Here is a 20,681-nt window from a genome sequence, read left to right as displayed (position 1 = left end):
TGTCCACCCAGCTTTACTCGTTAAACTCGGTACTCGTAAAGGAGTTCCCTGATGGCAACGTCGACAACTCGTCGCCCGTCTTGGCGCATTGTGACCCCGGTGCTGGCGATTGCCGCGCTCGGGCTCACCGCGTGCACCAACAGCCAGGAGTCGAGTGACGTCAAGGGAACCACGCCGCCGGTGTGGACCAGTTCGCCCGCGCCCGCCGGTTCCGGCAGCGAGCACGGCGGCCACGGCCCGGCCTCGGCCACGACCGAGAGCCACGGCGGCGGCGACCACGGCACCCCCGCGCCGGGCGGCCTGAAGGCCGAGCTCAAGAACGGTTCCGGCGGCAACGTCGGCACCGCGACCATCGTCAGCGAGGGCAACCACCTGGTGATCACGGTCGAGGCGCAGGGCCTGACCCCGGGCTTCCACGGCCTGCACTTCCACCAGAACGGCACCTGTGAGGGCGACTTCAGCTCCGCGGGCGGTCATCTGCAGGTCGGCGCGGCCAACGCGCACCCGGCCAGCGGCGACCTGACCTCGCTGCAGGTCGGCGCCGACGGCAGCGCCAAGCTGGTCACCCGCACCGACACCGTCACCCTGGACAACGTGAAGGGCAAGGCCCTGATCGTGCACTCGGGCGCCGACAACTTCGGCAACATCCCGCCGCGCTACACCCGCGAGGGTGGCACCGGACCCGACGAGACCACGCTGTCCACCGGTGACGCCGGTTCCCGGGTCGCCTGCGGCGTGGTCGGTTAGCGAGACGCAGATGGCCGGGGCAATCCAGACGGTTCCCTTTCGCGGTTCGCCCCGGCCGACCATCGGCATCGAGTGGGAGATCGCGCTCGTCGACAAGGTGACGCGAGATCTGTCCAACACCGCGGCCACGGTGTTCGACGCCGTCGGCGACCTGCGGGCCCATGACGGGACACCGCAGGTCACCAAGGAATTGCTGCGCAACACCGTCGAATTGGTGACCGGCGTGCACGACACCGTCGGCGGCGCGGTCGACGATCTGCGCGGCACCATGGACGCGGTGCGCCGCGCGGCCGATCCGCTGGGCGTCGACCTGTTCTGCGCGGGTACGCATCCGTTCGCGCAGTGGTCGGCCCAGCAGCTCACGCGCTCACCGCATTACGACGAGCTGATCGAGCGCACCCAGTGGTGGGGCCGCCAGATGCTGATCTGGGGCGTGCACGTGCACGTGGGAGTCTCACACCGGGACAAGGTCTTTCCGATCCTGAACTCACTGCTGCTGTCGTACCCGCATCTGCTCGCGCTCTCGGCGTCCTCGCCGATGTGGTCCGGTGACGACACCGGCTACGCCAGCAATCGCGCGCTCATGTTCCAGCAGCTGCCCACCGCCGGGCTGCCGTTCCAGTTCGGCGACTGGCCCCAGTTCGAGGGTTTCGTCCACGACCAGCTCAAAACCGGTGTGTTCGAACAGCTCGGCGGCATGCACTGGGACATCCGGCCCGCGCCCAAGTGGGGCACCATCGAGATCCGGGTCTGCGACGGGCTGTCCAGCCGTGCCGAGCTGGCCTCGGTGGCCGCGCTCATCCACTGCCTCGTCGTCGACCTGGAGCGCAGGCTGGACGCGGGCGAGGACCTGCCGACGCTGCCGCCCTGGCATGTGCAGGAGAACAAGTGGCGCGCCGCCAGGTACGGGCTGGACGCGATCGTGATCGTCGACGACGCGAGCAATGAGCGTTTGGTCACAGACGATCTGATGGATCTGCTGAACCGGCTCGAGCCGACGGCCAAGCGGCTCGGCTGTTCCGACGAATTGGCCGCCGTGGCCGACATTCCCCGCCACGGTGCGTCCTACCAGCGGCAACGCCGCGTCGCCGCGCAAAACCAAGGTGATCTTGTCGCGGTCGTGGATTCGCTGGTGCGCGAGCTGGATCAGTAGCGTTCAGCTGTCCGGCGGGACGGCGTTCACCCGCCGTTTACGATGGTCGGATGCTTGTCGAACATCCGCGCGCCGATGCGGGGGGTGGCGCCCTTCGCGAACGTCTGCGTGCGCCACGCAACCTCGCCGTCGCCGCGGTGTCGGCAGTGCTCCTCCTGCTGATCGGTCTGCAGATCGCGGCGTCGATCAGCGGCTTCGACGGCCCGCTGGCGAGTCTCGCGCGCGACTACGTCGGCACCCCGAAATCGATGTCGGTGCCGTGGGCCGGGCTGATCCTGGCGCTGGTCGGGGTGAACGCCCGCAGGCGGGTGATCGCCGTGGTGGCCGCGATCGGGATCGACGCGGTGTACGCGGCACTGCGGCTGCTCGACGGCAAGCCGTTCACCGTCGGCAACGGGCCGACGATCGTGCTGACCGCGCTGGCCGTCGTCGCGGCCGTGCGCTGGCAGGGCCGCGAACGCACCGACGCGCTGCGCGCGGCCGCCCTCGGCGCGCTGCTGGTGCTGGCCACCAAGGTCGGTGACGTGTGGCTGCACGTCACCTCGGCGGTGCGGCCCTCGGTGCTCGACGAATATCTGCTGCTGGCCGATCACGCCCTCGGCGATCCGTCGTGGGTCCTCGGCCGGGTGCTCGAAGTGCTCGGGCCCGAGGTGTACGGCGTGCTGCACTGGGTTTACATCGAGCTGCCGGTGGCGGCCATCGTGGTCGCGGTCTGGCAGCTGCGCCGGGTGGTGCCGACCGGCGTGTGGCCGACGCACTATCTGGTGCGGACGTTCCTGGTGCTCGGGCTGGTCGGGCCGCTGTTCTATGTGATCTTCCCGGTGGTCGGGCCGATGTTCGCCTTCGGCGCGGACGGGCACGGCTTCCAGGTGGGCGACTTCTGGCCCTCGATGCTGCCCGCGATCGACCCGAGTCCGGCGCCGTTGCCGTTCGACGAGTTCACCCCGCGCAACTGCATGCCCTCGATGCACACGGCGTGGGCGCTGTCGCTGTTCATCCACACCCGCCGCGATGTCGACGGGTCGCGCGCGCCCGCCTGGTTGCGCTGGGGTGGGGCGTTCTGGCTGACCGCCACGGTGGCCGCGACCCTCGGGTTCGGTTATCACTACGGCGTCGACCTGGTGGCGGGCGCGGTGCTGTGCCTGACCGTGGAGTCCGCGCTGCGGGCTCCCGAACGGGGCTGGGGCGCGTTCCGGGTGCGGATGGTCGGCTTCGGCGCGGTGGTGTTCGCCGGGCTGCTGCTGTCCTACCGCTATCTCGCGGTGCCGATGGCCGAGTACCCGGTGCTCGCCGGCGCGGTGGTGCTCGGTCTGCTGGCCGCGGTGGCCGCGCTGTTCCACAGCACCTGGTTCGCCGCGGCGCCGAGCCCGGTGGCCGAACCGGTGCGGGTGGCCGGTTAGTCGTCGGCGTCGCCGCCGAGTTCGTTGATCCGGAGCAGTCCGTCGCGATGACGTTGCTCGCGGTAGGCGGTGCGGCCGATGAGATGGGCGATGACCGGCGCGGTGAGAATCGTGAACAGGCCGGTGAGCACCAGCATCCACACGTTCACGTCGTTCCTGATGTCGATCCCCGCGCCGATCATCACCAGCACCAGGCCCACCACCTGCGGCTTGGTCGCCGCGTGCATGCGGGTGAGGGTGTCGGGGAAGCGGACGATGCCGATGGAGGCGGTGAACGCGAGCGTGCAGCCGGTCAGGATCAGCACGGCCGAGACCCACTCCCACCCGCTCATCGGTCGTCCCGAACGCGGAAGCGCGACACCGCGGCCGAGCCGAGGAAGCCGACCAGGGCCAGGGCGACGATCGCCGGGATCACCGTGGTGTCATTGCTGTAGGCGGCCCAGACCGCCAGCCCGGAGGCGGCGATGGCCATCAGCGAGTCGATGCCGACGACCCGGTCCAGAGTGCTCGGCCCGGCCAGCACCCGGTAGCTGGTGATCACGGCGGCGGCGACGAGCAGCACGCCCGCGATGACGGCGACGACGGTCACGGGCGCACCTCCGCTTCGGGGTCGATGCGGCGCCGCTCGCTCGGCCGTTCGAAGGCGTTGATCAGCAGATGCTCCAATCGCCGGGTGGTGCGATAGAACTTCACCACCGACTTCTCGCTGCCCACGTCGAGCACGTGGACGTAGACCACGCAGCGGGGGCGGTCCAGTTCCAGCACCATGGTGCCCGGGATGAGGTTGAGCAGGTCGGTGGCCATCACCAGCACCAGATCGGACTGGATGCCCAGGTGCACGCGCAGCACCCCCGACACCGGCGGGCCTGCGGGCCGGATCGCGAACCAGGCCACCTGGAGGCTCGACTCGAGCGCGTAATAGACACTGACGACGATCAACTCCAGGAACGACAGCGGATGGAACCGGCCGGTCACCGGGATCAGCGGCAGTGGCAGCGCGAAGACCACGATCAGCGCGACGACGAAACCGGCCAGCGCGTTGGCCGCGCTCAGGTCGCCCCACAGCGCCACCCAGACCGCGGTCAGCCAGAGCAGGACGCCGACGCGCACCAGATTGTCGCGGTTGGCCAGCCGGGTGACCGTCATCGCGCCTCCGTTCCGAGCACGGCGTCGATGTACACCGACGGGTCGTTCAGGTCGGCGGCGGCGCGTTCGGCGATGCCGAGGACCGGTCCCGCCGCCACCGTCAGCACCAGGCCCGCGACCACCAGGCCCGCGGTGGCCAGCACCATCAGCACGGGCATCCGGCCCGGATCGGCGCGATCCTCGTAGTACACGTCGGTCGAATCCTCCACCAGGGTCGGCGGTCTGGCCGCGGTGAGATGACCCTCCGGCGCCTCTTCACGCGGCCGCCAGAACGCCTTGCTCCACACCCGCGCCACCGCGTACAGCGTGAGCAGGCTGGTGACGACCGAACCGCCGACCAGCACCCAGGCCAGCACGCTGCCGTCGGCGGCGCCGGCCTCGAGCAGCGTCACCTTGCCGATGAACCCTGAGAACGGTGGAATGCCGCCGAGATTCAGCGCGGGCACGAGGAACAGCACGCCCAGCAGCGGACTCGCGGCGGCCAGCCCGCCGAGTCTGCGCAGCGAGACCGACCCGGCCTGGCGTTCGATCAGGCCGACGGCCAGGAACAGCGCGGTCTGCACCAGGATGTGGTGGGCGATGTAGTAGACCGCGCCGGTCAGGCCCGCCGTGGTGGCGAGGCCGATGCCGAAGATCATGTACCCGATATGGCTGACCAGGGTGAACGAGAGCAGTCGGCGGATATCGGTCTGGGCGATGGCGCCGAGGATGCCGACCAGCATGGTGGCCAGGCCGCAGATCAGCAGGATGTCGTCGAAGGCGCCGTCGGGGAACCACAGTGTGTTGGTGCGGATGATCGCGTACACACCGACTTTGGTGAGCAGGCCGGCGAACACCGCGGTCACCGGTGCGGGCGCGGTGGGATAGGAGTCGGGCAGCCAGCTCGACAGCGGGAACACCGCGGCCTTGATCCCGAACGCCACCAGCAGCACCGCGTAGCAGGCGGTGCGCACGCCGCTCGGCGTCGCCTCCAGCCGCACGGCCAGCTGCGCGAGGTTCAGGGTGCCCGTCGCCGCGTAGGTGATGCCGATACCGATCAGGAAGATCAGCGACGACACCATCGAGACCATCACGTAGGCGATGCCGGTGCGGATGCGTTCCTCGGTGGCGCCCACGGTGAGCAGCACGAAGGAGGCGGCGAGCAGGATCTCGAAACCGACGAACAGGTTGAACAGGTCACCGGCCAGGAAGGCGGTGGACACCCCGGCCGTCAGGACCAGGTACGTGGGGCGGTAGATCGAGGTGGGCTGCTGTTCGTCGCCGTCGGAGATGTTCTGTCCGGCACCGTAGATCGAGACCACCAGCAGCACGAACGCCGACACCAGCAGCATCGCCGCGGAGAGCCGGTCCACCACCAGGGTGATCCCGATCGGCGTCGGCCAGCCGCCCACCTGTACCGCGGTGGTGCCGTCGCGGTCGGCCAGGAACAGCAGCAGCCCACTGATGACCAGCACGCACGACAGCGCGGTCAGCGAGATCACCGCCTGCAGGCGGGGGCGGCGGCCGAACACCAGCGTGGCAGCGGCGCCGAGCAGCGGGATCAGCACCGGCAGCGGAGCGAGGGCGGGCAGCAGCCCGGGCGAGAGGGTCACTGTTCGGGATCCTCCTGTTCCCGCCTGCTGGCGACCTGGGCGTCCTCGGGGTCCTTGGCGACGTCCTCCTTGGTGGTCAGCGCGTAGGAGCGGTAGGCCAGGGCCAGCACGAACGCGGCCAGCCCCATGGTGATCACGATGGCGGTGAGCACCATCGCCTGGGCCAGTGGATCGGCCATGCCGTCGTGGGAGGTGTCGGAACTGCCGAGGATCGGCGGTTTGCCGTCGGGGCCGCCCATGGTGAGGATCAGCAGGTTCACGGCGTTGCCCAGCAGGATCATCCCGAGCAGCATCTTGGAGACCACGCGCTCGAGCAGCAGGTACACGCCGCACGCGGTGAGCGCGCCGATGGTGATCAAAAGAACCAGATTCGCGCTCATGCCTGCACCTCGCTGTCGCTCGGCTCCGGCATGACCGCGATGGCGGCTGTGTTGATCGGCACCTCGCTGTCGCTCGGTTCCGGCATGACCGCGATGGCGGCTGTGTTGATCGGCCGCTCGCTGCGCTCGCTCATTGGAGTTCCTTGTCCAGCCGGGCGCCGAGGCTGCGCAGGACGTCGAGGACCAGGCCGACCACGACCAGGTAGACGCCGAGATCGAAGAACATCGCGGTGACCAGCTTGATGTGGCCCAGCACCGGCAGCGTCACCTCGATGATCGCCGAGGACAGCGGCGGTGCGCCGAGCAGCAGCGAGGCGGTCGCGGTGCCCGCGGCCAGGGTGAGCCCGGCGCCGAGCAGGTGCCCGGCCTCCACGGGCAGCGCCTCGCCGAGTTCGTACCGGCCGCCGGCCAGGTAGCGCAGGGTCAGGGCGAGACCGGCGATGAGGCCGCCCGCGAAACCGCCGCCTGGGGCGTTGTGGCCGGAGAAGAAGAAGTACACCGACAGCACCATGATGGTCGGGAAGATCAGCCGGGTGGTGATCTGCAGGACCATCGAGCGTTCGCGCCGGTCGACCAGCCGGGCGGCGGGCAGCCAGCTCAGCGCGTCGGGATCGTAGTTGGGGGAGTCGGCGGCGCGCGGCGCGCTGCCGAACCGCCTGCTGCGGAACACCAGCGACGCCACGCCGGTCGCGGCGACGACGAGCACCGAGATCTCGCCCAGGGTGTCCCAGGCGCGGATGTCGACGAGCAGCACGTTGACCGCGTTCTTGCCGCCGCCGATCCGATAGGCCGCGTCCGGGATGGCCTCCCAGATCGGGGTCGCCCGCCGGGCCGCGGTGGCGAAGGCGGCCAGTACCGCCACGGTGATCCCGACGCCCACGGCCAGCAGCGCCCGCCGTACCTTGAACGCGGTCGCCTGGTCCTCGGCGATCTCGGCGGGGAACGCGCGCAGCACCAGCACGAAGATCACCAGGGTCAGTGTCTCGACCAGGAATTGGGTCAGGGCCAGGTCGGGCGCGCCGTGCAGCGCGAAGATCACGCCGCAGCCGTATCCGGTCACGCCGACCACGAGGACACTGGCCAGGCGATTGCGCAGCACGGTCGCCGCGAGCGCCATGGCGATCATGATCGCCCCGATCGCCGCCTGCAAGGGCGAATCCCACAGCCGCAGCTCCACTCCGGTGCGGGTGCCCAGCGCCAGCAGCACGGTGGGCAGCACGATCAAGGTGCCGAGGATGGCGGCCTGGCTGGCGGGCAGCGAACCGGACTGCACGGTGCCGGTGATCCGCAGCGAGAGCTTGTCCATCGCGCGCAGCGCCGCGTCGTAGTTGCGGTCGGCGTTGCCGAGGCGCGGATGGACGGGTTCGCCGATCCGGCCGCGGCTCAGGAACAGCGCGATACCGGCCGCGATGATCAGGATGGTGAGCAGCAGCGGCCAGGTGACGTCGTGCCAGAGCGCGAGGTGGGTGTCGAGATCGCCGGGCAGCGATGCCGCGTAGGGGCTGAGCCAGCTGTCGACGGTGGTGGTGCTCAGACCGCCGGCGACACCGGCCGCGGCGAGGATCGCGGGCGGCGCGAGCAGCAGCGGTCCCGGGGCGTGCCAGGTCGTCGGGTGCTCCGGATCCGCGGCGCGGCCGAAAGCGCCCCACACGAACCGGATGCTGTAGGCCACCGTGAACGCCGACCCGATCGCGATGCCCGCCAGCTCGAACAGCTTCACCGGGGTGCTCAGCACATCGGCCGACCACACCGAACTCAGCGCCGACTCCTTGCCGACGAAGCCCAGCAGCGGCGCGATCCCGGCCATGCTCAGCGCGGCGACCACCGCGGTCGCGCACAGCCACGGCGCCCGTCGGCCGAGCCCGGACAGCTGCCGCAGATCCCGGGTGCCGGCGCCATGATCGATGATGCCGACCACCATGAACAGGCACGCCTTGAACAGCGCGTGCGCGACCAGCAGGGTGAGGCCGGCCAGCGCCGCGTCCGGTGTACCGATCGCCATCATGGTGATCAGCAGCCCGAGCTGGCTCACCGTGCCGAAGGCCAGCACCAGTTTGAGGTCGAAGACCTGGATGGCTCGCCAGCCCGCCAGCAGCATGGTGATGATCCCCAGCGGCAGCAGCAGCACGTGCCAGGGCGGTGTCTCGGCGAAGGCGGGCGCGAGCCGGGCCACCAGGTACACACCGGCCTTCACCATGGCGGCGGCGTGCAGATACGCGCTGACCGGCGTCGGCGCCGCCATCGCGCCGGGCAACCAGAAGTGCAGCGGCACGATCGCCGATTTGCTGATCGCGCCGAGCAGCACCAGACCGAGACCCACCGACACCGCGATCCCTCCTGGCGGCGCGGTCGCGAGGATGTCGGAGAGCAGATACGTGCCGTAGCGGTTCCCGAGGACGACGATCCCGACCAGCATCGCGAGCCCGCCCGCACCCGTCACCAGCAGCGCCTGGATCGCGGCCCTGCGGCTGACCGCGCGCTCGGCGTAATGGCCGACGAGCAGGAACGACAGCACCGTCGTGATTTCCCAGAACACGTACAGCAGCAGCATGTTGTCGCTGACCACCAGGCCGAACATGGCGCCCGCGAAACCGGTCAGCTCGGCGGCGAACACCCCGAGCCGGGCTTCGTCACGATCGAAGTAGCGGCCGCAGTAGGCCAGGATCAGCGCGCCGATCCCGAGGACCAGCGTCGACATCACCGCCGCGAGCGAATCGAAGCGCAGGTCGATGTCCATCGAGATCTGCGGCGCCCAGGTCAGCTGGGTGCGGACGGTGCTGCCCCAGTGCGCGATCACCCAGCCGAGGCTGCCGAGCGGCACCAGCGCGAGCAGGTAGAACGCATTGCGGCCCAGAACTCGTACGCACAGCGGCGCCACCAGTGCGGCCAGCATGTGGACGAGTAGTACGGGGAGCAAACTCCTCCTCCGTCCGGTCGTAGCGGTCGAGTAGCGCGCCCCGATCCTACGGGCGACGACGGCGGGTTTCCGGGTAGCCGGGGTGTCGCGTCGGCCATGTCGCGGGGTGGGTGGCTATTGCTCGGTGACCGGTTTCGGGGTGCCGGAACGGATCCGGTACAGCAGGGTCAGCGCGCCGGCGGCGCCGACGGTGAGGCTGAGCGCGACCCAGCCCGGGGTGTCGGCGTCGACCGATGTCGAGCCGGTGGGCCAGTGTCGTCGTTCGGTCGGGATGGCCCACAGGATGGTGGGCAGGAACAGGGCGCCCAGCCCGAGTACCGCGCTGGGCAGGTAGCCGACCCGCGTCGACCCGGCCGCGAATCCGCTGACCACCGACAGCAGCAACACCCCGAGCGGCCAGGCGAACGCCCACGGGAATCGGTCGGCGACCATCGCGAACGCGCACAGCGCGGCGGCGCCGAGCAACGCGACCCACGGCGTGCCCCAGCGCAGCCCCGCGAGCACCGCGGCCGCCCCGAGCACGAGGACGAGCAGCAGATTCCAGCCCAGGCTCGGCGCGTCGGCGAGCGAGTCGGCCGCTGCGGCCACACTCACCGCTACGAGCACACCGGTGCCGTCGCGGTCGGGCAGCAGCAAGGCCGCCGCGAACGCCGCGACCACGGTGACCACCACTGCCAGCGCGATCTGCCAGGAGTTGCCCCGCCGCCCGTCGAACTCGCGGCCCAGCCATTCGGTGGCCAGCAGCAGCGACAGCGACAGCACGGTGGCGGCGATGATCGGGCTGATCGGCAGGTCGGCGGCCAGCCGCGGCACCGCGGGCAGCATGATGCCGTGGCGGTGGCGCACCGTGTTCACGGCCAGCAGCAGCACCGCGGCGCCGACCAGCCAGAACGGGGTGTGCACCGCCTTGTCGGCGGTGGCGGGCGCGTTCGAGGTGAACACCGCGACGATCTCGCCGTAGACGAACACCACCACCACACCCAGCGCGAACCCCACCGCCGACCAGCGCATCCGCCAGGCGCAGATGCCGAGCGCGCCGAACAGCACGCCACCGCACAGCGAGTCGATGTAGTTCTGGGTGGTGAGCACGTCGGCCGAGGTCATCGTCTGCCCGATGAGGTAGTTGATCGCCGAGGCCACCGCCCCCGCCGTCGCGGCCAGCCAGACCAGACCGGGCCGGGTGATCGGCCGGGCCAGCACCGCGACGACCACGGCGACGATGAGGCCGAGTGCGGCCGCGCGCGGCACGCTGTTGATCAGGCTGGTGACCCGGTAGGGCGACTCGATCGTGGAGTCGGCGCCGAAGGAGAAGGGCAGGAACAGCGACATCCCCGCCGCCGCGGCCCCGGCGAACGCCGTGACCGCGTCCAGACCATCCCCGATCTTGGGCACTGTTCGACGATACCGGGGCGCACCCGCCGCGACCGGGATGTCGATCGGTGGACGGCGCGTTCGGGCCTCAGGCGCGGCTCTCGGCGTAGCGGCGCAGCGATTCGACCTGTGCGGGGTCGAGCGAGGGCCGCACGGTCGTCCGCGCGGTGGCCACGTCGGCGGCGGTGACGTCGGCCGCGGCCATGTCGCGGCGCAGCGCCGACAGCGCCGCCTCGCGCAGCAGCGCGGCGCAGTCGGCGGCGGAGTAGCCGTCGAGATCCTCGGCCAGCGCGGCCAGGTCGACGTCGTCGGCCAGCGGTACCGAGCGGCCCGCGGTGCGCAGGATGTCGAGCCGGGCGGGGCCGTCGGGCGGCGGCACGAACACCAGCCGGTCCAGCCGGCCGGGACGCAGCAGCGCCGGATCGATCAGCTCGGGCCGGTTGGTGGCGCCGAGGACCACCACGTCACGCAGCGGCTCCACCCCGTCGAGTTCGGTGAGCAGCGCGGCGACCACCCGGTCGGACACCCCGGAGTCGCTGCTCTGGCCGCGGCGCGGGGCCAGCGCGTCGACCTCGTCGAGGAAGATCAGCGAGGGCGCGGAGTCTCGGGCGCGCTGGAACAGTTCGCGGACCGCGCGCTCGGACGAGCCGACCCACTTGTCCATCAGCTCGGCGCCTTTCACCGCGTGCACACTGAGCTGGCCGGTGCCGGCCAGCGCCCGCACGAGGAAGGTCTTGCCGCAGCCGGGCGGACCGTAGAGCAGCACGCCGCGCGGTGGATCGATGCCGAGCCGGGCGAAGGAGTCGGGGTGGCGCAGCGGCCACAGCACCGCCTCGGTGAGGGCCTGTTTGGTCTCCACCATGTCGCCGACGTCGTCCAGGTCGAGCGAGCCGATGGCCAATTCCTCGGTCCCCGACCGGGACAGCGGCCGGATGACCTCCAGCGCCCCGATCAGATCCTCCTGGGTCAGCTCGGGCTCGGTCTGGTCGCGGCTGGCCCGCCCCGCCGCCCGCACCGCGGCCTCCCGGCACAGCGCCGCCAGGTCGGCGACGACGAAACCCGGTGTGCGCGCGGCGACCGCGTCCAGGTCGAGCGGGCCCGCGGGCACCTTGCGCAGCAGCTGTTCCAGCAGCGCGCGCCGGACCAGCGCGGTCGGCAGCGGCAGCGCGAGTTCGCGATCGCACAGGTCGGGGGCGCGCAGCCGCGAATCCACCTGTGCCGGATGGGCGGTGGTGGCCAGCAGGGCGACGCAGGGTGAGCGCATGGCCGCGCGCAGCTGATCCAGGATCAGCGTGGCGACCGGTTCCGCGTCCACCGGCAGCAGGGCGTCGATGTCGGTGATCAGCAGGATGCCGCCGCGGCCCGCGGCCACGTCACCGACCGCCTCGGCCACCTCGCGCAGCCGCGAACCGCTCTCCATCGCACCGACACTGGGCCCGTCCAGCTCCACCACCGGCCGCGGCGCGGCCACCGCCTTGGCCAGCGTCGTCTTCCCGACGCCCGCGGGCCCGGTGACGAGTACGCCGAGATGAGCGGGCGCGCCGAGGGTCTTCAGCAGTTCGGGCTCGTCCAGGGCCAGGCTCAGCCATTCGGCCAGCTTGGCCGCCTGGCTCTGTACGCCGGCCAGGTCCTCGAGCTGGATGGGCGCGCTGCCCGAGCTCACCGACACCACGTTCGCCGGAATGCCGTTCTGGTCGTCGGCGTCGCGTTCCACCGCGTGCATGATCGCGGCGGGCCCGCGACCCCAGCCGACGGCCGAATTGGGTTGCACGCTCACCGGTCCCGGCATCGGCTCGATGGCGGTGACGGTGAGCAGCTCGGTGGTCCAGGCGATGCCGAAGGTCCGCGACAGCGCCTGCGTCGCCGCCGCCGAGCTGATGTCGGGGCCGAGATCGCGGGGCAGCAGTGAGACGGTGTCGCCGACCGTCACCACCTTGCCCAGCAGCGCCTGGCGCAGGGTGGCCGCCGGGATGCTCGCGGTGGCCTGCGCCGATCCGCTCAGCGAGATCTGCTTGGCCCCGTACACCGTCACCGGCGCGACGGTCACCGCCGCGTTCTCCCGCAGCCCCACGTTCGACAGCGTCACGTCGTCGAGCAGCGCCACCCCCGGCGGCGTGCCCGCGGGGGCCTTGGCCACCACCGCCGCGGTCCGGCGCGCGCCGGTCAGCGCGATGCCGTCCCATTCGCGCAGGCCCAGCGCGGTGAGCGTCTCGGGATGCAGGCGCACCACCCCGCGCCTGGCGTCGGCCGCCGAGGGATTGAGCCGAGCGGTCAGCGAGAGTTCAGCCACCGTGCCATTCTGCCGTGTCCGGGTGAATCCGCTCGGTGATCAAGGGAACGTTTGGCCGATCGCAAGGTCGCAGCCGGTACGCTGCACCGGACGCGCCGGAGGTGCCGGCGCCGCGATCCACCGGGGAAAGCTGCAGATGAATCGAATCTCCCTCGTCGTCCTGGCTGCCGGGGCGTTGTGCCTGACGGTGGCCGGATGCGGTTCCGACGACGCCGCCGACGCCAGCGGGCTGCGCAAGGGCACGCCGACCTCCAGCGTCAGCGCGAGCGCCACCACCACCAAGCCCGCCTCCGGGGCGCCGACCACGCCGAAGGCCGCCGCCTCCGCGTCCATGACCTGCGCGCAGTTCAAGGAACTCGACGGCGACGGCGAGAAGCAGGCCATCGACCAGATCCTGGCGGCCAACCCCGGCAGCCCCTTCGAGGGCAGCCCGAACGTCGCCCTCGGCACCGCGAAGCTGGTCTGCCTCGCGCCGGGCAACGCCGACAAGACCGTCGCCGAGGCCGCCGGGATCACGCCCTAGCTCAGTGCACCAGTGACTGCCAGTTCGCGGGCACCCGGTCGGCCGGTCCCGGCACGGACTGATCGATCGGGTGGCTGGTCGGCGCCGCGAGCTCGGGGCCGCCGCTGTACATCTCGCTGGTGGTGAAGTTGTAGAACCAGTCCTCGCCGGGTTCGTAGCTCTGCATGAACGGGTGCCCGGTCGAGGCGAAGTGCTTGGACGCGTGCTGGCTGGGTGAGCTGTCACAGCAGCCCACGTGCCCGCACTCGGCGCACCGCCGCAGATGCACCCACCAGCCGTGCGCGGCGTCGCATTCGGCGCACCCGGCACCGCTTGGCGGCACGCTCGGATCGATTCCTTCGAACTCTTCAGACATCACTGATCTCCTGTGTTCGACGGTGTGCTGTCGTCGCCGGACTGCGGGTGCAGCGGCAGCCGGACGATGAAACGGGTGTCGCCCGGCTCGGATTCGACCCGGATGTCGCCGTTGTGCTTGTTGACCACGATGCGGAACGAGATGTCGAGGCCCAGTCCCGTGCCCTCACCGACCGGCTTGGTGGTGAAGAACGGCTCGAAGATGCGGCCCTTGGCCTCGGGCGGGATCCCGCGGCCGGTGTCGCCGATCTCGACGACGGCGCAATCGTTCTCCTGATACGTGCGCACCGTCAAGGTGCCCGCGCCGTCCATGGCGTAGACGGCGTTGTCGATGAGATTGGTCCACACCTGGTTGAGCTCGGCCGCGAAGCAGGGGACCTGCGGCAGCGACCGGTCGTAGTCCTTGACCACCTGGACGCCGTCGCCCAGCTTGCGGTTGAGCATCACCAGGGTGGAATCGAGCAGCTCGTGCAGGTCCACCACCTGGTAGGGCGCGCGATCCATCTGCGAGTACTGCTTGGCCGCCCCCACCAGCGAGGAGATCCGGGTGGTCGAGTCGGCGACCTCGTTCATCAGCAGCTCGGTCTCGATGGTGTAGTTCAGCCAGCGGATCGCGCCCTCGAAGACCTGCGCCTGGCACGACTCCAGGGTGGCGTGCACGCCCTCGAGCCAGTCGATGTCGAGCCCGGCCTGCACGAAGGTGGGCGCCAGGTTCCAGCCGTCGGCGATGCCGTGCTCGTCGAACCAGTCGGCGAGCGTGTCCTCCCGGTCGGCGGCCTCCAGCGGGGACAGCTCCGGCGCCTTGGCGACCTGCTCGGCCGCCTGTTCCTGCAGGTCGATCAGATGCACCAGGGCCTCGGGCGGGAACTTGCCGGTGGCCATCATCTTGAGCTTGTGCCGCATCCCCGCGACCCGCTCGCGCAGGCCCGCGGTGGCCCGGACGGCGGCGGCCGCCGGATTGTTGAGCTCGTGGGTGAGCCCGGCCGACAGCGAGCCCAGCGCGAGCAGCCGTTCGCGTTCCGCGATCCGTTGACTCGACTTCTGCCCGCCGTAGAAGGCGCCCTCGAGCAGGTGCACCGCCATCGGGAACCATTCCTTGACCATCCGCGCGAAGTCGGCGGCCGCCAGCACCAGGAACCGCGAGCGGCGCTGCACGTACATCGAGCCCGGGTAGTCCTGGCTGACCTTGTCGCCGAGGTAGGCCATCCACGCGCCCGCGTACACGCCGCGATGGTCGGTGCGGTTGATCTCGATCTCGATGCCGCCGGACAGCTTGGTCAGCCGTACCTCGCCGTCGATCAGCACGTAGAAGCAGGTGGCCGGCTCGCCCTCGCGATACACCGGGCCCGGCTCGATGTACTCGATCCGGCCCGCCTCGCACAGCTGGGCCAGCTGGTCGTCGTCGAGTTTCTCGAACAGGAACAGCGTGCGCAGTTCGTTCGGGTCGCAGATCAGCATGCTCTCGGACATCGCCTTCTCCTACGCCAGATACCGGTGGACCAGCATGACGGCCATCGCGCCCTCGCCGACCGCCGAGGCGACCCGCTTGGCCGACTCCGCGTGCACGTCGCCCGCCACGAACACCCCGGGGACGCTGGTCTCGAGGTGGTGCGGCGGTCGCGGCAGCTCCCAGCCGGGCGGGCGGGCGCCGTCGATCATCAGGTCGGGACCGGCCACCACGTAGCCCGCCGCGTCCCTGGTGACGACCCCGTCGAGCCAGCCGGTCTGCGGCGCGGCGCCGATGAACAGGAACAGCCGCTGCGCGTCGACCTTGTCCTCGGTGCCGGTGCGGTTGTCGCGCAGCACGATCCGTTCCAGGTGATCGTCGCCGTCGACGCCGACCACCTCGGTCTCGGTGTGCACGACGATGTTCGGGATCTGCGCGATCTGCTGGATCAGGTAGTGCGACATCGACTTCTCCAGCGCGTCGCCGCGCACCACGATGTGCACGCGCCGGGCGTTGCGGGACAGGAACACCGCCGCCTGCCCGGCCGAGTTGGCGCCGCCGACGATGTAGACGTCCTGCTCGGCGCATTCGGCCGCCTCGGTCATCGCCGAGCCGTAGTACACGCCGCGGCCGGTGAACTCGTCGACGCCCGGCGCGGGATGACGCCGGTAGTCCACACCGGTCGCGATGAGCACGGTGTGCGCGCAGAGCGAGCCGCCGTCGGCGAAACGCACCGTGCGCGCCGAACCGTTGACCTCGAGCCCGACGACATCGCGGGTGGTGATGATCTCGGCGCCGAACTTGGCGGCCTGGCGCCGGGCCCGGTCGGCCAGCTGCGCGCCGGACAGGCCGTCCGGGAAGCCGAGGTAGTTCTCGATCCGGGAGCTCTGCCCGGCCTGCCCGCCGGTGGCGGTGCGCTCGACCAGCACGGTGCGCAGGCCCTCGGACGCGCCGTACACCGCGGCGCCGAGCCCGGCCGGGCCACCGCCGACCACGATCAGGTCGTAGAAGTCGCCGCTGGGCTGCACGGTGAGTCCCACGTTCTCGGCCAGTTCACTGTCGCTGGGCTGGATCAGCGCGGTGCCCGCGGCGGTGATCACCACCGGACAGGTCAGCGGATCGGCGCCCGCGGCCTCGAGCAGCCGGGCGCCCTCGGGTTCGTCGACGGGGTACCAGCGGTAGGGCAACTGGTTGCGCGCCAGGAACTCGCGCACCTGCGAGGAGCGCGGCGACCATCGATCGCCCACCACCTTGGTCTCGTGCACCGGCCGCTGTTCGGCGCTGCGCCAGGCGTCGAGCAGGCCGTCGAGGACCGGGTAGAGCTTCTCCTCCGGCGGATCCCACGGCTTGAGCAGGTAGTGGTCGAGGTCGATGACGTTGATCGCGTCGATCGCGGCGTTGGTGTCGGCGTAGGCGGTCAGCAGGACCCGGCGGGCGTAGGGGTGCAGGTCCATGGCCTGCTCCAGGAATTCGATGCCGTCCATGCCCGGCATGCGGTAGTCGGCGATCAGCACCGCGACCGGCTGGCCGCGCAGTTTCATCTCCCGCAGCGCCTCGAGCGCCTGCTGCCCCGATTCGGCCCGCAGAATCCGGTAGTCCGCGCCGTAGCGGCGGCGCAGGTCGCGCACCACCGCCCGGGAGACACCGGGGTCGTCGTCAACGCTCAGGATGGCCGGTTTGGTTACCGCTGGAGTGCTCACCTGAAGAAGTATCCCCTCTTCGGCGGTGCCGGTGGCGCGGTGCGTGGTCAGAGCTGGTTGTGCAGCACCAGGTCGAGTTCGCTGGGGGTCAGCAGGCGTTCGAGGCGTTCGTCGCGTTTGCGGCGGGTGAGCGCGGCGCGCAGCGCGGAGCTGTCGTCCGGCTCGATCGTCGGCAGCAGCGGGACGTCGTTGATGTGCCTGCGTGGCAGGAAGGAGCGCAGTTTCACGGCCGATCACCTCGGGTTGACGACGGGAACGCTGGTGGCTGAGCATCGTCGATCAGCTGCGGCGATAGCGAAGAGTTTGCCAGCATGTCCGAGTTGGTGCAACTGGGACACCGTGGACACGGCGAGCCCACCGCTCGACGGCCTGCGCGGAGCGGGTCGCCGAGGCGGTGGGCGGGGTTGCTGCCGGATCTACTGCCAGTTGGGCAGCGTGACAACCTGTGCGGCGTAGGACAGTCCGGCGCCGAAGGCGATCAGCAGGGCGGTGTCGCCCGGCTTCGACTCGCCCTTACGTAGGAGGGCCTCCATGGCCAGCGGGATCGATGCCGCCGAGGTGTTGCCGGCTTCCTCGATGTCGTTGGCCAGCGCGCAGTGCTCCGGCAGCTTGAGCACCCTGGCCATGATTTCGATGATCCGGCCGTTGGCCTGGTGCGGGATCATCGCGTCCAGCTCGTCGGTGGTCAGGCCGGCCCGGTCGATCGCGTCGCGGCAGACCTTCTCCAGCGAGTGCGCCGCCCAGCGGAACACCGCGGTGCCCTCCATCGCGAGGTAGGGGCGGACCGCGTCGGTGCCCTTCTCCTCGATCTCGGCGAAGAACTCCATCCAGTCCTTGTTCTGCCGGATGGCGTGGTGCTGGGTGCCGTCCGAGCCCCAGACGGTCGGGCCGATGCCCTGTTCGGGCGCCGGGCCCACGATCACCGCGCCCGCGCCGTCGGCGAACAGGAACGCCGTGGAGCGGTCGGTGAAGTCGACGGTGTCGGTGAGCTTCTCCACCCCGATCACCAGCACGTTCTTCGAGGTGCCCGCCCGCACCAGGTCCGAGGCCATCGCCAGCGCGTGACAGAACCCGGCGCAGCCCGCCGAGATGTCGAAGGCGGCGGCGCCGGTCATGTCGAGTTCGGTGGCGATCTGCGGCCCGATGGCCGGGGTGAGCAGCAGGTGCGTCGAGGTCGCGACGAGGACGCAGTCGACCTGGTCGGCGGCCACGCCCGCGGAGGCCAGCGCGCCCTTGGCGGCCGCCACGCTCATGCTCTGGATGGTTTCGTCGGCGGAGGCGAAGCGCCTGGTCTTGATGCCGGATCGGGTGCGGATCCACTCGTCGCTCGAGTCGATCGGCCCGGCGACCTCGTCGTTGGTGACGACCCGGGCGGGGCGATAGACGCCCAAGCCGAGAATCGCGGTGTGCTCAGCCCCAGTCGTCTGGGCGATTCGAGCAGCCATGTTGCGTCTCCTCTGTACCTGTCAACCTGCGGTTGCACCGCTGGGTGTACCCGAAGCATCGAAATCCGTCGCTCATCGCCCATGACCCCCGCGTGGACAACATGTGAACGGGCAGACATGAGGCCCCCTCATATTAACGGCTCGGACCGGTCTCGTCGTGTCTTATGTCACAACTGGTCCGGGGTATACCTTGGAGACAAGGCGATTGCTCGCCGACCCATCGAGGGAACGAGGACACCATGCTTGGACTCGGGATTATCAGTTGGATCATCATCGGCGGCCTCGCCGGTTGGATTGCGAGCAAGTTCATGAAGACCGACGCGCAGCAGGGCATCCTGCTCAATATCGTCGTCGGAATCGTCGGCGGCTTGCTCGGCGGATTCATCCTCAGCCTGTTCGGCGTGGACGTCGAGGGCGCGGGCTGGATCTTCAGTTTCTTCACCTGTCTGGCGGGCGCCTGTGTCCTGCTGTACCTGGTGAAGCTGTTCACAGGGCGTAAAGCAGCGCACTGAGCACCGGGTGGAGGGGGCGGGGTTCGGCGTAAGGTGTGAACGCTCGCGTTGTCGTCACACCACGAAAGAGGGAGCCAGTGGCACGCCGCCCCACTCCGCCCGGCACGCCCGACACCACCGCCGTCGGCCACATGGTCGATCTGGTGCGGGCCGCTGTTCCGCCGCTACACCCCGCAGGCCTGCCGTTCGTCGCGGCGCCGCTGGCGGTAGCGGTCATCGGCGGACGGAACAAATGGGTGCGCCGCGCCGGTCTCGGTGCCGCCGCCGCCTGCGCCGCCTTCTTCCGGCACCCGCACCGGGTGCCGCCGAACCGGCCCGGCATCGTCGTCGCGCCCGCCGACGGTGAGATCGCGCTCGTCGACACCGCGGTGCCGCCTGCCGAACTCGGCCTCGGTGATCAGCCGCTGCCGCGCGTCAGCATCTTCCTGTCCGTGCTCGACGTGCATGTGCAGCGCGTCCCGGTGTCCGGCACCGTGCGCGAGGTGCTGCACCAGCCCGGCCAGTTCCTCTCCGCCGACCTTCCCGAAGCCAGCGACGCCAACGAGCGCAACAGCATGGTCATCGACACCGCCGCGGGTCAGCAGGTCGTGGTCGTGCAGATCGCCGGTCTGCTGGCCCGCCGCATCGTCTGCGACGCCCGCGTCGGCGACTCGCTCACCATCGGTGACACCTACGGCCTGATCCGTTTCGGCTCCCGGGTCGACACGTACTTCCCGGTCGGCACCGAACTGCTGGTCGAGCCCGGCCAGCGCACGATCGGAGCCGAAACCGTCCTGGCTGTGCTGGGATGATCGAACAGGCCGCCCGCCGCAAGCGTCCCCGCTCGGTGCGGCTGCTGCCGAGCATCGTCACGATCCTCGCGCTGTGTGCAGGCCTGTCCGCGGTGAAGTTCGGTCTCGACGGGGAACTCGACGTGGCCCTGGCCATGGTCGGCGCCGCCGCCGTGCTCGACACCCTGGACGGTCGCCTGGCCAGGATGCTCGACGCGACCAGCAAGATGGGCGCCGAACTGGACTCGCTCTCGGACGCGATCTCCTTCGGCGTCGCGCCCGCGCTGGTCCTGTACGTGACCCTGCTCGACGGCTACAGCGCGGGCTGGATCGTGGCCCTGCTGTACGCGGTGAGCCTGGTGCTGCGCCTGGCCCGGTTCAACACCCTGCTCGACGACGACTCCCGCCCCAACTGGGCGCGCGAGTACTTCGTCGGCGTGCCCGCCCCGGCGGGCGCGCTGATCGCGCTGGTCCCGATCGCGCTCAAGGTGCAGTTCGGCGACGGCTGGTGGGACAGCTTCACCTTCGTCGCGGCCTGGACGGTCTTCGCGGCCCTGCTGTGCGTGAGCACCATCCCGACGCTGGCGATGAAGTCGGTCTCGGTGGCCCCGCAGGCGGCCGCCGGACTGCTCGTCCTCGTCGCGCTGGCCGCCGCGCTGCTGGTGACCTACCCGATCGTGCTGCTGCTGATCCTGGTCGGCCTGTACCTGGCGCACATCCCGTTCGCCTGGCGTTCGGCCCGCTGGGTCGCCGCCCGCCCGGAGACCTGGCAGCACAAGCCCGCCGAGCGTCGCGCGCAGCGGCGGGCCCAGCGCAGGATGCCCGCGATCCGCCGTCCCGCCATCCGCGGTTCGGCCCGGCTGCGCCTGCGTCGCCCGCGCGACGACAGCTGATCGAGTCTCGCCGGGGGCGGTGGTCCCCCGGCGAGACGCCC

The 20,681-nt window shown here is 70.5% G+C and carries 21 protein-coding genes; 7 read left to right on the top strand and 14 right to left on the bottom strand.

Features of this window, described 5'->3' with window-relative positions:
• Nucleotides 1–51 precede the first annotated feature (51 nt).
• The 3 genes from sodC to EL493_RS01325 are packed head-to-tail and all read left to right on the top strand — an operon-like array spanning nucleotide 52 to nucleotide 3,300.
• Entirely contained in the window at nucleotides 52–747 is a 696-nt protein-coding gene (gene sodC, locus EL493_RS01335) for a superoxide dismutase[Cu-Zn] (RefSeq protein ID WP_022566125.1), read from the top strand.
• A gap of 10 nt (nucleotides 748–757) precedes the next feature.
• A complete protein-coding gene (locus EL493_RS01330) occupies nucleotides 758–1,900 on the top strand; it encodes a glutamate--cysteine ligase (protein WP_019049638.1) in 1,143 nt (380 codons plus the stop codon).
• 50 nt (nucleotides 1,901–1,950) lie between these two features.
• A complete protein-coding gene (locus EL493_RS01325; protein ID WP_019049637.1) occupies nucleotides 1,951–3,300 on the top strand; it encodes a phosphatase PAP2 family protein in 1,350 nt (449 codons plus the stop codon).
• Here EL493_RS01325 and mnhG read toward each other — a convergent pair.
• The 9 genes from mnhG to EL493_RS01285 form a co-directional block, all read right to left on the bottom strand.
• A complete protein-coding gene (gene mnhG, locus EL493_RS01320; protein ID WP_022566126.1) occupies nucleotides 3,297–3,632 on the bottom strand; it encodes a monovalent cation/H(+) antiporter subunit G in 336 nt (111 codons plus the stop codon). The genes EL493_RS01325 and mnhG overlap by 4 nt on opposite strands.
• The gene (locus EL493_RS01315) at nucleotides 3,629–3,889 is read right to left on the bottom strand and encodes a monovalent cation/H+ antiporter complex subunit F (protein ID WP_019049635.1); all 261 of its coding nucleotides are present in this window, start codon (nucleotides 3,887–3,889) and stop codon (nucleotides 3,629–3,631) included. The genes mnhG and EL493_RS01315 overlap by 4 nt, the downstream gene beginning before the upstream one ends.
• Complete coding sequence (locus tag EL493_RS01310; protein ID WP_019049634.1) at nucleotides 3,886–4,446, bottom strand: Na+/H+ antiporter subunit E; 561 nt, start codon at nucleotides 4,444–4,446, stop codon at nucleotides 3,886–3,888. The genes EL493_RS01315 and EL493_RS01310 overlap by 4 nt, the downstream gene beginning before the upstream one ends.
• Nucleotides 4,443–6,038 (bottom strand): Na+/H+ antiporter subunit D, encoded by a 1,596-nt coding sequence (locus tag EL493_RS01305; RefSeq protein WP_019049633.1) that lies wholly within the window; start codon nucleotides 6,036–6,038, stop codon nucleotides 4,443–4,445. The genes EL493_RS01310 and EL493_RS01305 overlap by 4 nt, the downstream gene beginning before the upstream one ends.
• Nucleotides 6,035–6,418 carry a Na(+)/H(+) antiporter subunit C gene (locus tag EL493_RS01300; RefSeq protein WP_019049632.1) on the bottom strand — a complete coding sequence of 128 codons (384 nt, stop codon included), beginning with the start codon at nucleotides 6,416–6,418 and terminating at the stop codon, nucleotides 6,035–6,037. Before EL493_RS01300 ends, EL493_RS01305 begins: the two co-directional genes overlap by 4 nt.
• On the bottom strand, nucleotides 6,415–6,552 hold the full coding sequence (locus EL493_RS32135; protein WP_019049631.1) for a hypothetical protein: 138 nt from the start codon (nucleotides 6,550–6,552) through the stop codon (nucleotides 6,415–6,417). Before EL493_RS32135 ends, EL493_RS01300 begins: the two co-directional genes overlap by 4 nt.
• On the bottom strand, nucleotides 6,549–9,335 hold the full coding sequence (locus EL493_RS01295; protein WP_022566128.1) for a Na+/H+ antiporter subunit A: 2,787 nt from the start codon (nucleotides 9,333–9,335) through the stop codon (nucleotides 6,549–6,551). Before EL493_RS01295 ends, EL493_RS32135 begins: the two co-directional genes overlap by 4 nt.
• 114 nt (nucleotides 9,336–9,449) lie before the next feature.
• Complete coding sequence (locus EL493_RS01290) at nucleotides 9,450–10,727, bottom strand: hypothetical protein (protein ID WP_019049629.1); 1,278 nt, start codon at nucleotides 10,725–10,727, stop codon at nucleotides 9,450–9,452.
• A gap of 67 nt (nucleotides 10,728–10,794) precedes the next feature.
• A complete protein-coding gene (locus tag EL493_RS01285) occupies nucleotides 10,795–12,996 on the bottom strand; it encodes an AAA family ATPase (RefSeq protein ID WP_019049628.1) in 2,202 nt (733 codons plus the stop codon).
• 136 nt (nucleotides 12,997–13,132) lie between these two features.
• On the opposite strand from EL493_RS01285, the gene EL493_RS01280 reads away from it, so the two are divergent.
• Complete coding sequence (locus EL493_RS01280; protein WP_022566129.1) at nucleotides 13,133–13,519, top strand: hypothetical protein; 387 nt, start codon at nucleotides 13,133–13,135, stop codon at nucleotides 13,517–13,519.
• 1 nt (nucleotide 13,520) lies between these two features.
• Here the strand turns inward: EL493_RS01280 and EL493_RS01275 are convergent, their stop codons facing one another.
• The 5 genes from EL493_RS01275 to EL493_RS01255 all read right to left on the bottom strand — a co-directional run bounded on the left by EL493_RS01275 (nucleotide 13,521) and on the right by EL493_RS01255 (nucleotide 18,465).
• Nucleotides 13,521–13,874: a UBP-type zinc finger domain-containing protein gene (locus EL493_RS01275; RefSeq protein WP_019049626.1), complete on the bottom strand. Its 354-nt coding sequence runs from the start codon at nucleotides 13,872–13,874 to the stop codon at nucleotides 13,521–13,523.
• Entirely contained in the window at nucleotides 13,874–15,343 is a 1,470-nt protein-coding gene (locus EL493_RS01270; RefSeq protein WP_019049625.1) for an ATP-binding protein, read from the bottom strand. The genes EL493_RS01275 and EL493_RS01270 overlap by 1 nt, the downstream gene beginning before the upstream one ends.
• A gap of 9 nt (nucleotides 15,344–15,352) precedes the next feature.
• Nucleotides 15,353–17,020, bottom strand: coding sequence for an FAD-dependent oxidoreductase (locus EL493_RS01265; RefSeq protein WP_022566130.1), 1,668 nt, complete (start codon nucleotides 17,018–17,020; stop codon nucleotides 15,353–15,355).
• Between the two features lie 47 nt (nucleotides 17,021–17,067).
• Entirely contained in the window at nucleotides 17,068–17,247 is a 180-nt protein-coding gene (locus EL493_RS01260; RefSeq protein ID WP_019049623.1) for a hypothetical protein, read from the bottom strand.
• A gap of 189 nt (nucleotides 17,248–17,436) precedes the next feature.
• Nucleotides 17,437–18,465, bottom strand: coding sequence for a beta-ketoacyl-ACP synthase III (locus tag EL493_RS01255; protein ID WP_022566131.1), 1,029 nt, complete (start codon nucleotides 18,463–18,465; stop codon nucleotides 17,437–17,439).
• A 239-nt stretch (nucleotides 18,466–18,704) separates the two neighbouring features.
• On the opposite strand from EL493_RS01255, the gene EL493_RS01250 reads away from it, so the two are divergent.
• The 3 genes from EL493_RS01250 (at nucleotide 18,705) to EL493_RS01240 (ending at nucleotide 20,640) form a co-directional block, all read left to right on the top strand.
• Entirely contained in the window at nucleotides 18,705–18,977 is a 273-nt protein-coding gene (locus tag EL493_RS01250) for a GlsB/YeaQ/YmgE family stress response membrane protein (RefSeq protein WP_019049621.1), read from the top strand.
• Between the two features lie 77 nt (nucleotides 18,978–19,054).
• Nucleotides 19,055–19,768 (top strand): phosphatidylserine decarboxylase, encoded by a 714-nt coding sequence (locus EL493_RS01245; RefSeq protein ID WP_019049620.1) that lies wholly within the window; start codon nucleotides 19,055–19,057, stop codon nucleotides 19,766–19,768.
• Entirely contained in the window at nucleotides 19,765–20,640 is an 876-nt protein-coding gene (locus tag EL493_RS01240; RefSeq protein ID WP_019049619.1) for a CDP-alcohol phosphatidyltransferase family protein, read from the top strand. The genes EL493_RS01245 and EL493_RS01240 overlap by 4 nt, the downstream gene beginning before the upstream one ends.
• Nucleotides 20,641–20,681 lie beyond the last annotated feature (41 nt).

Source organism: Nocardia asteroides (assembly GCF_900637185.1).
GTDB classification, from domain to species: domain Bacteria; phylum Actinomycetota; class Actinomycetes; order Mycobacteriales; family Mycobacteriaceae; genus Nocardia; species Nocardia asteroides.
Note: the sequence above shows the minus strand (reverse complement) of the source record. Positions and strands in the feature narration are given on the sequence as shown.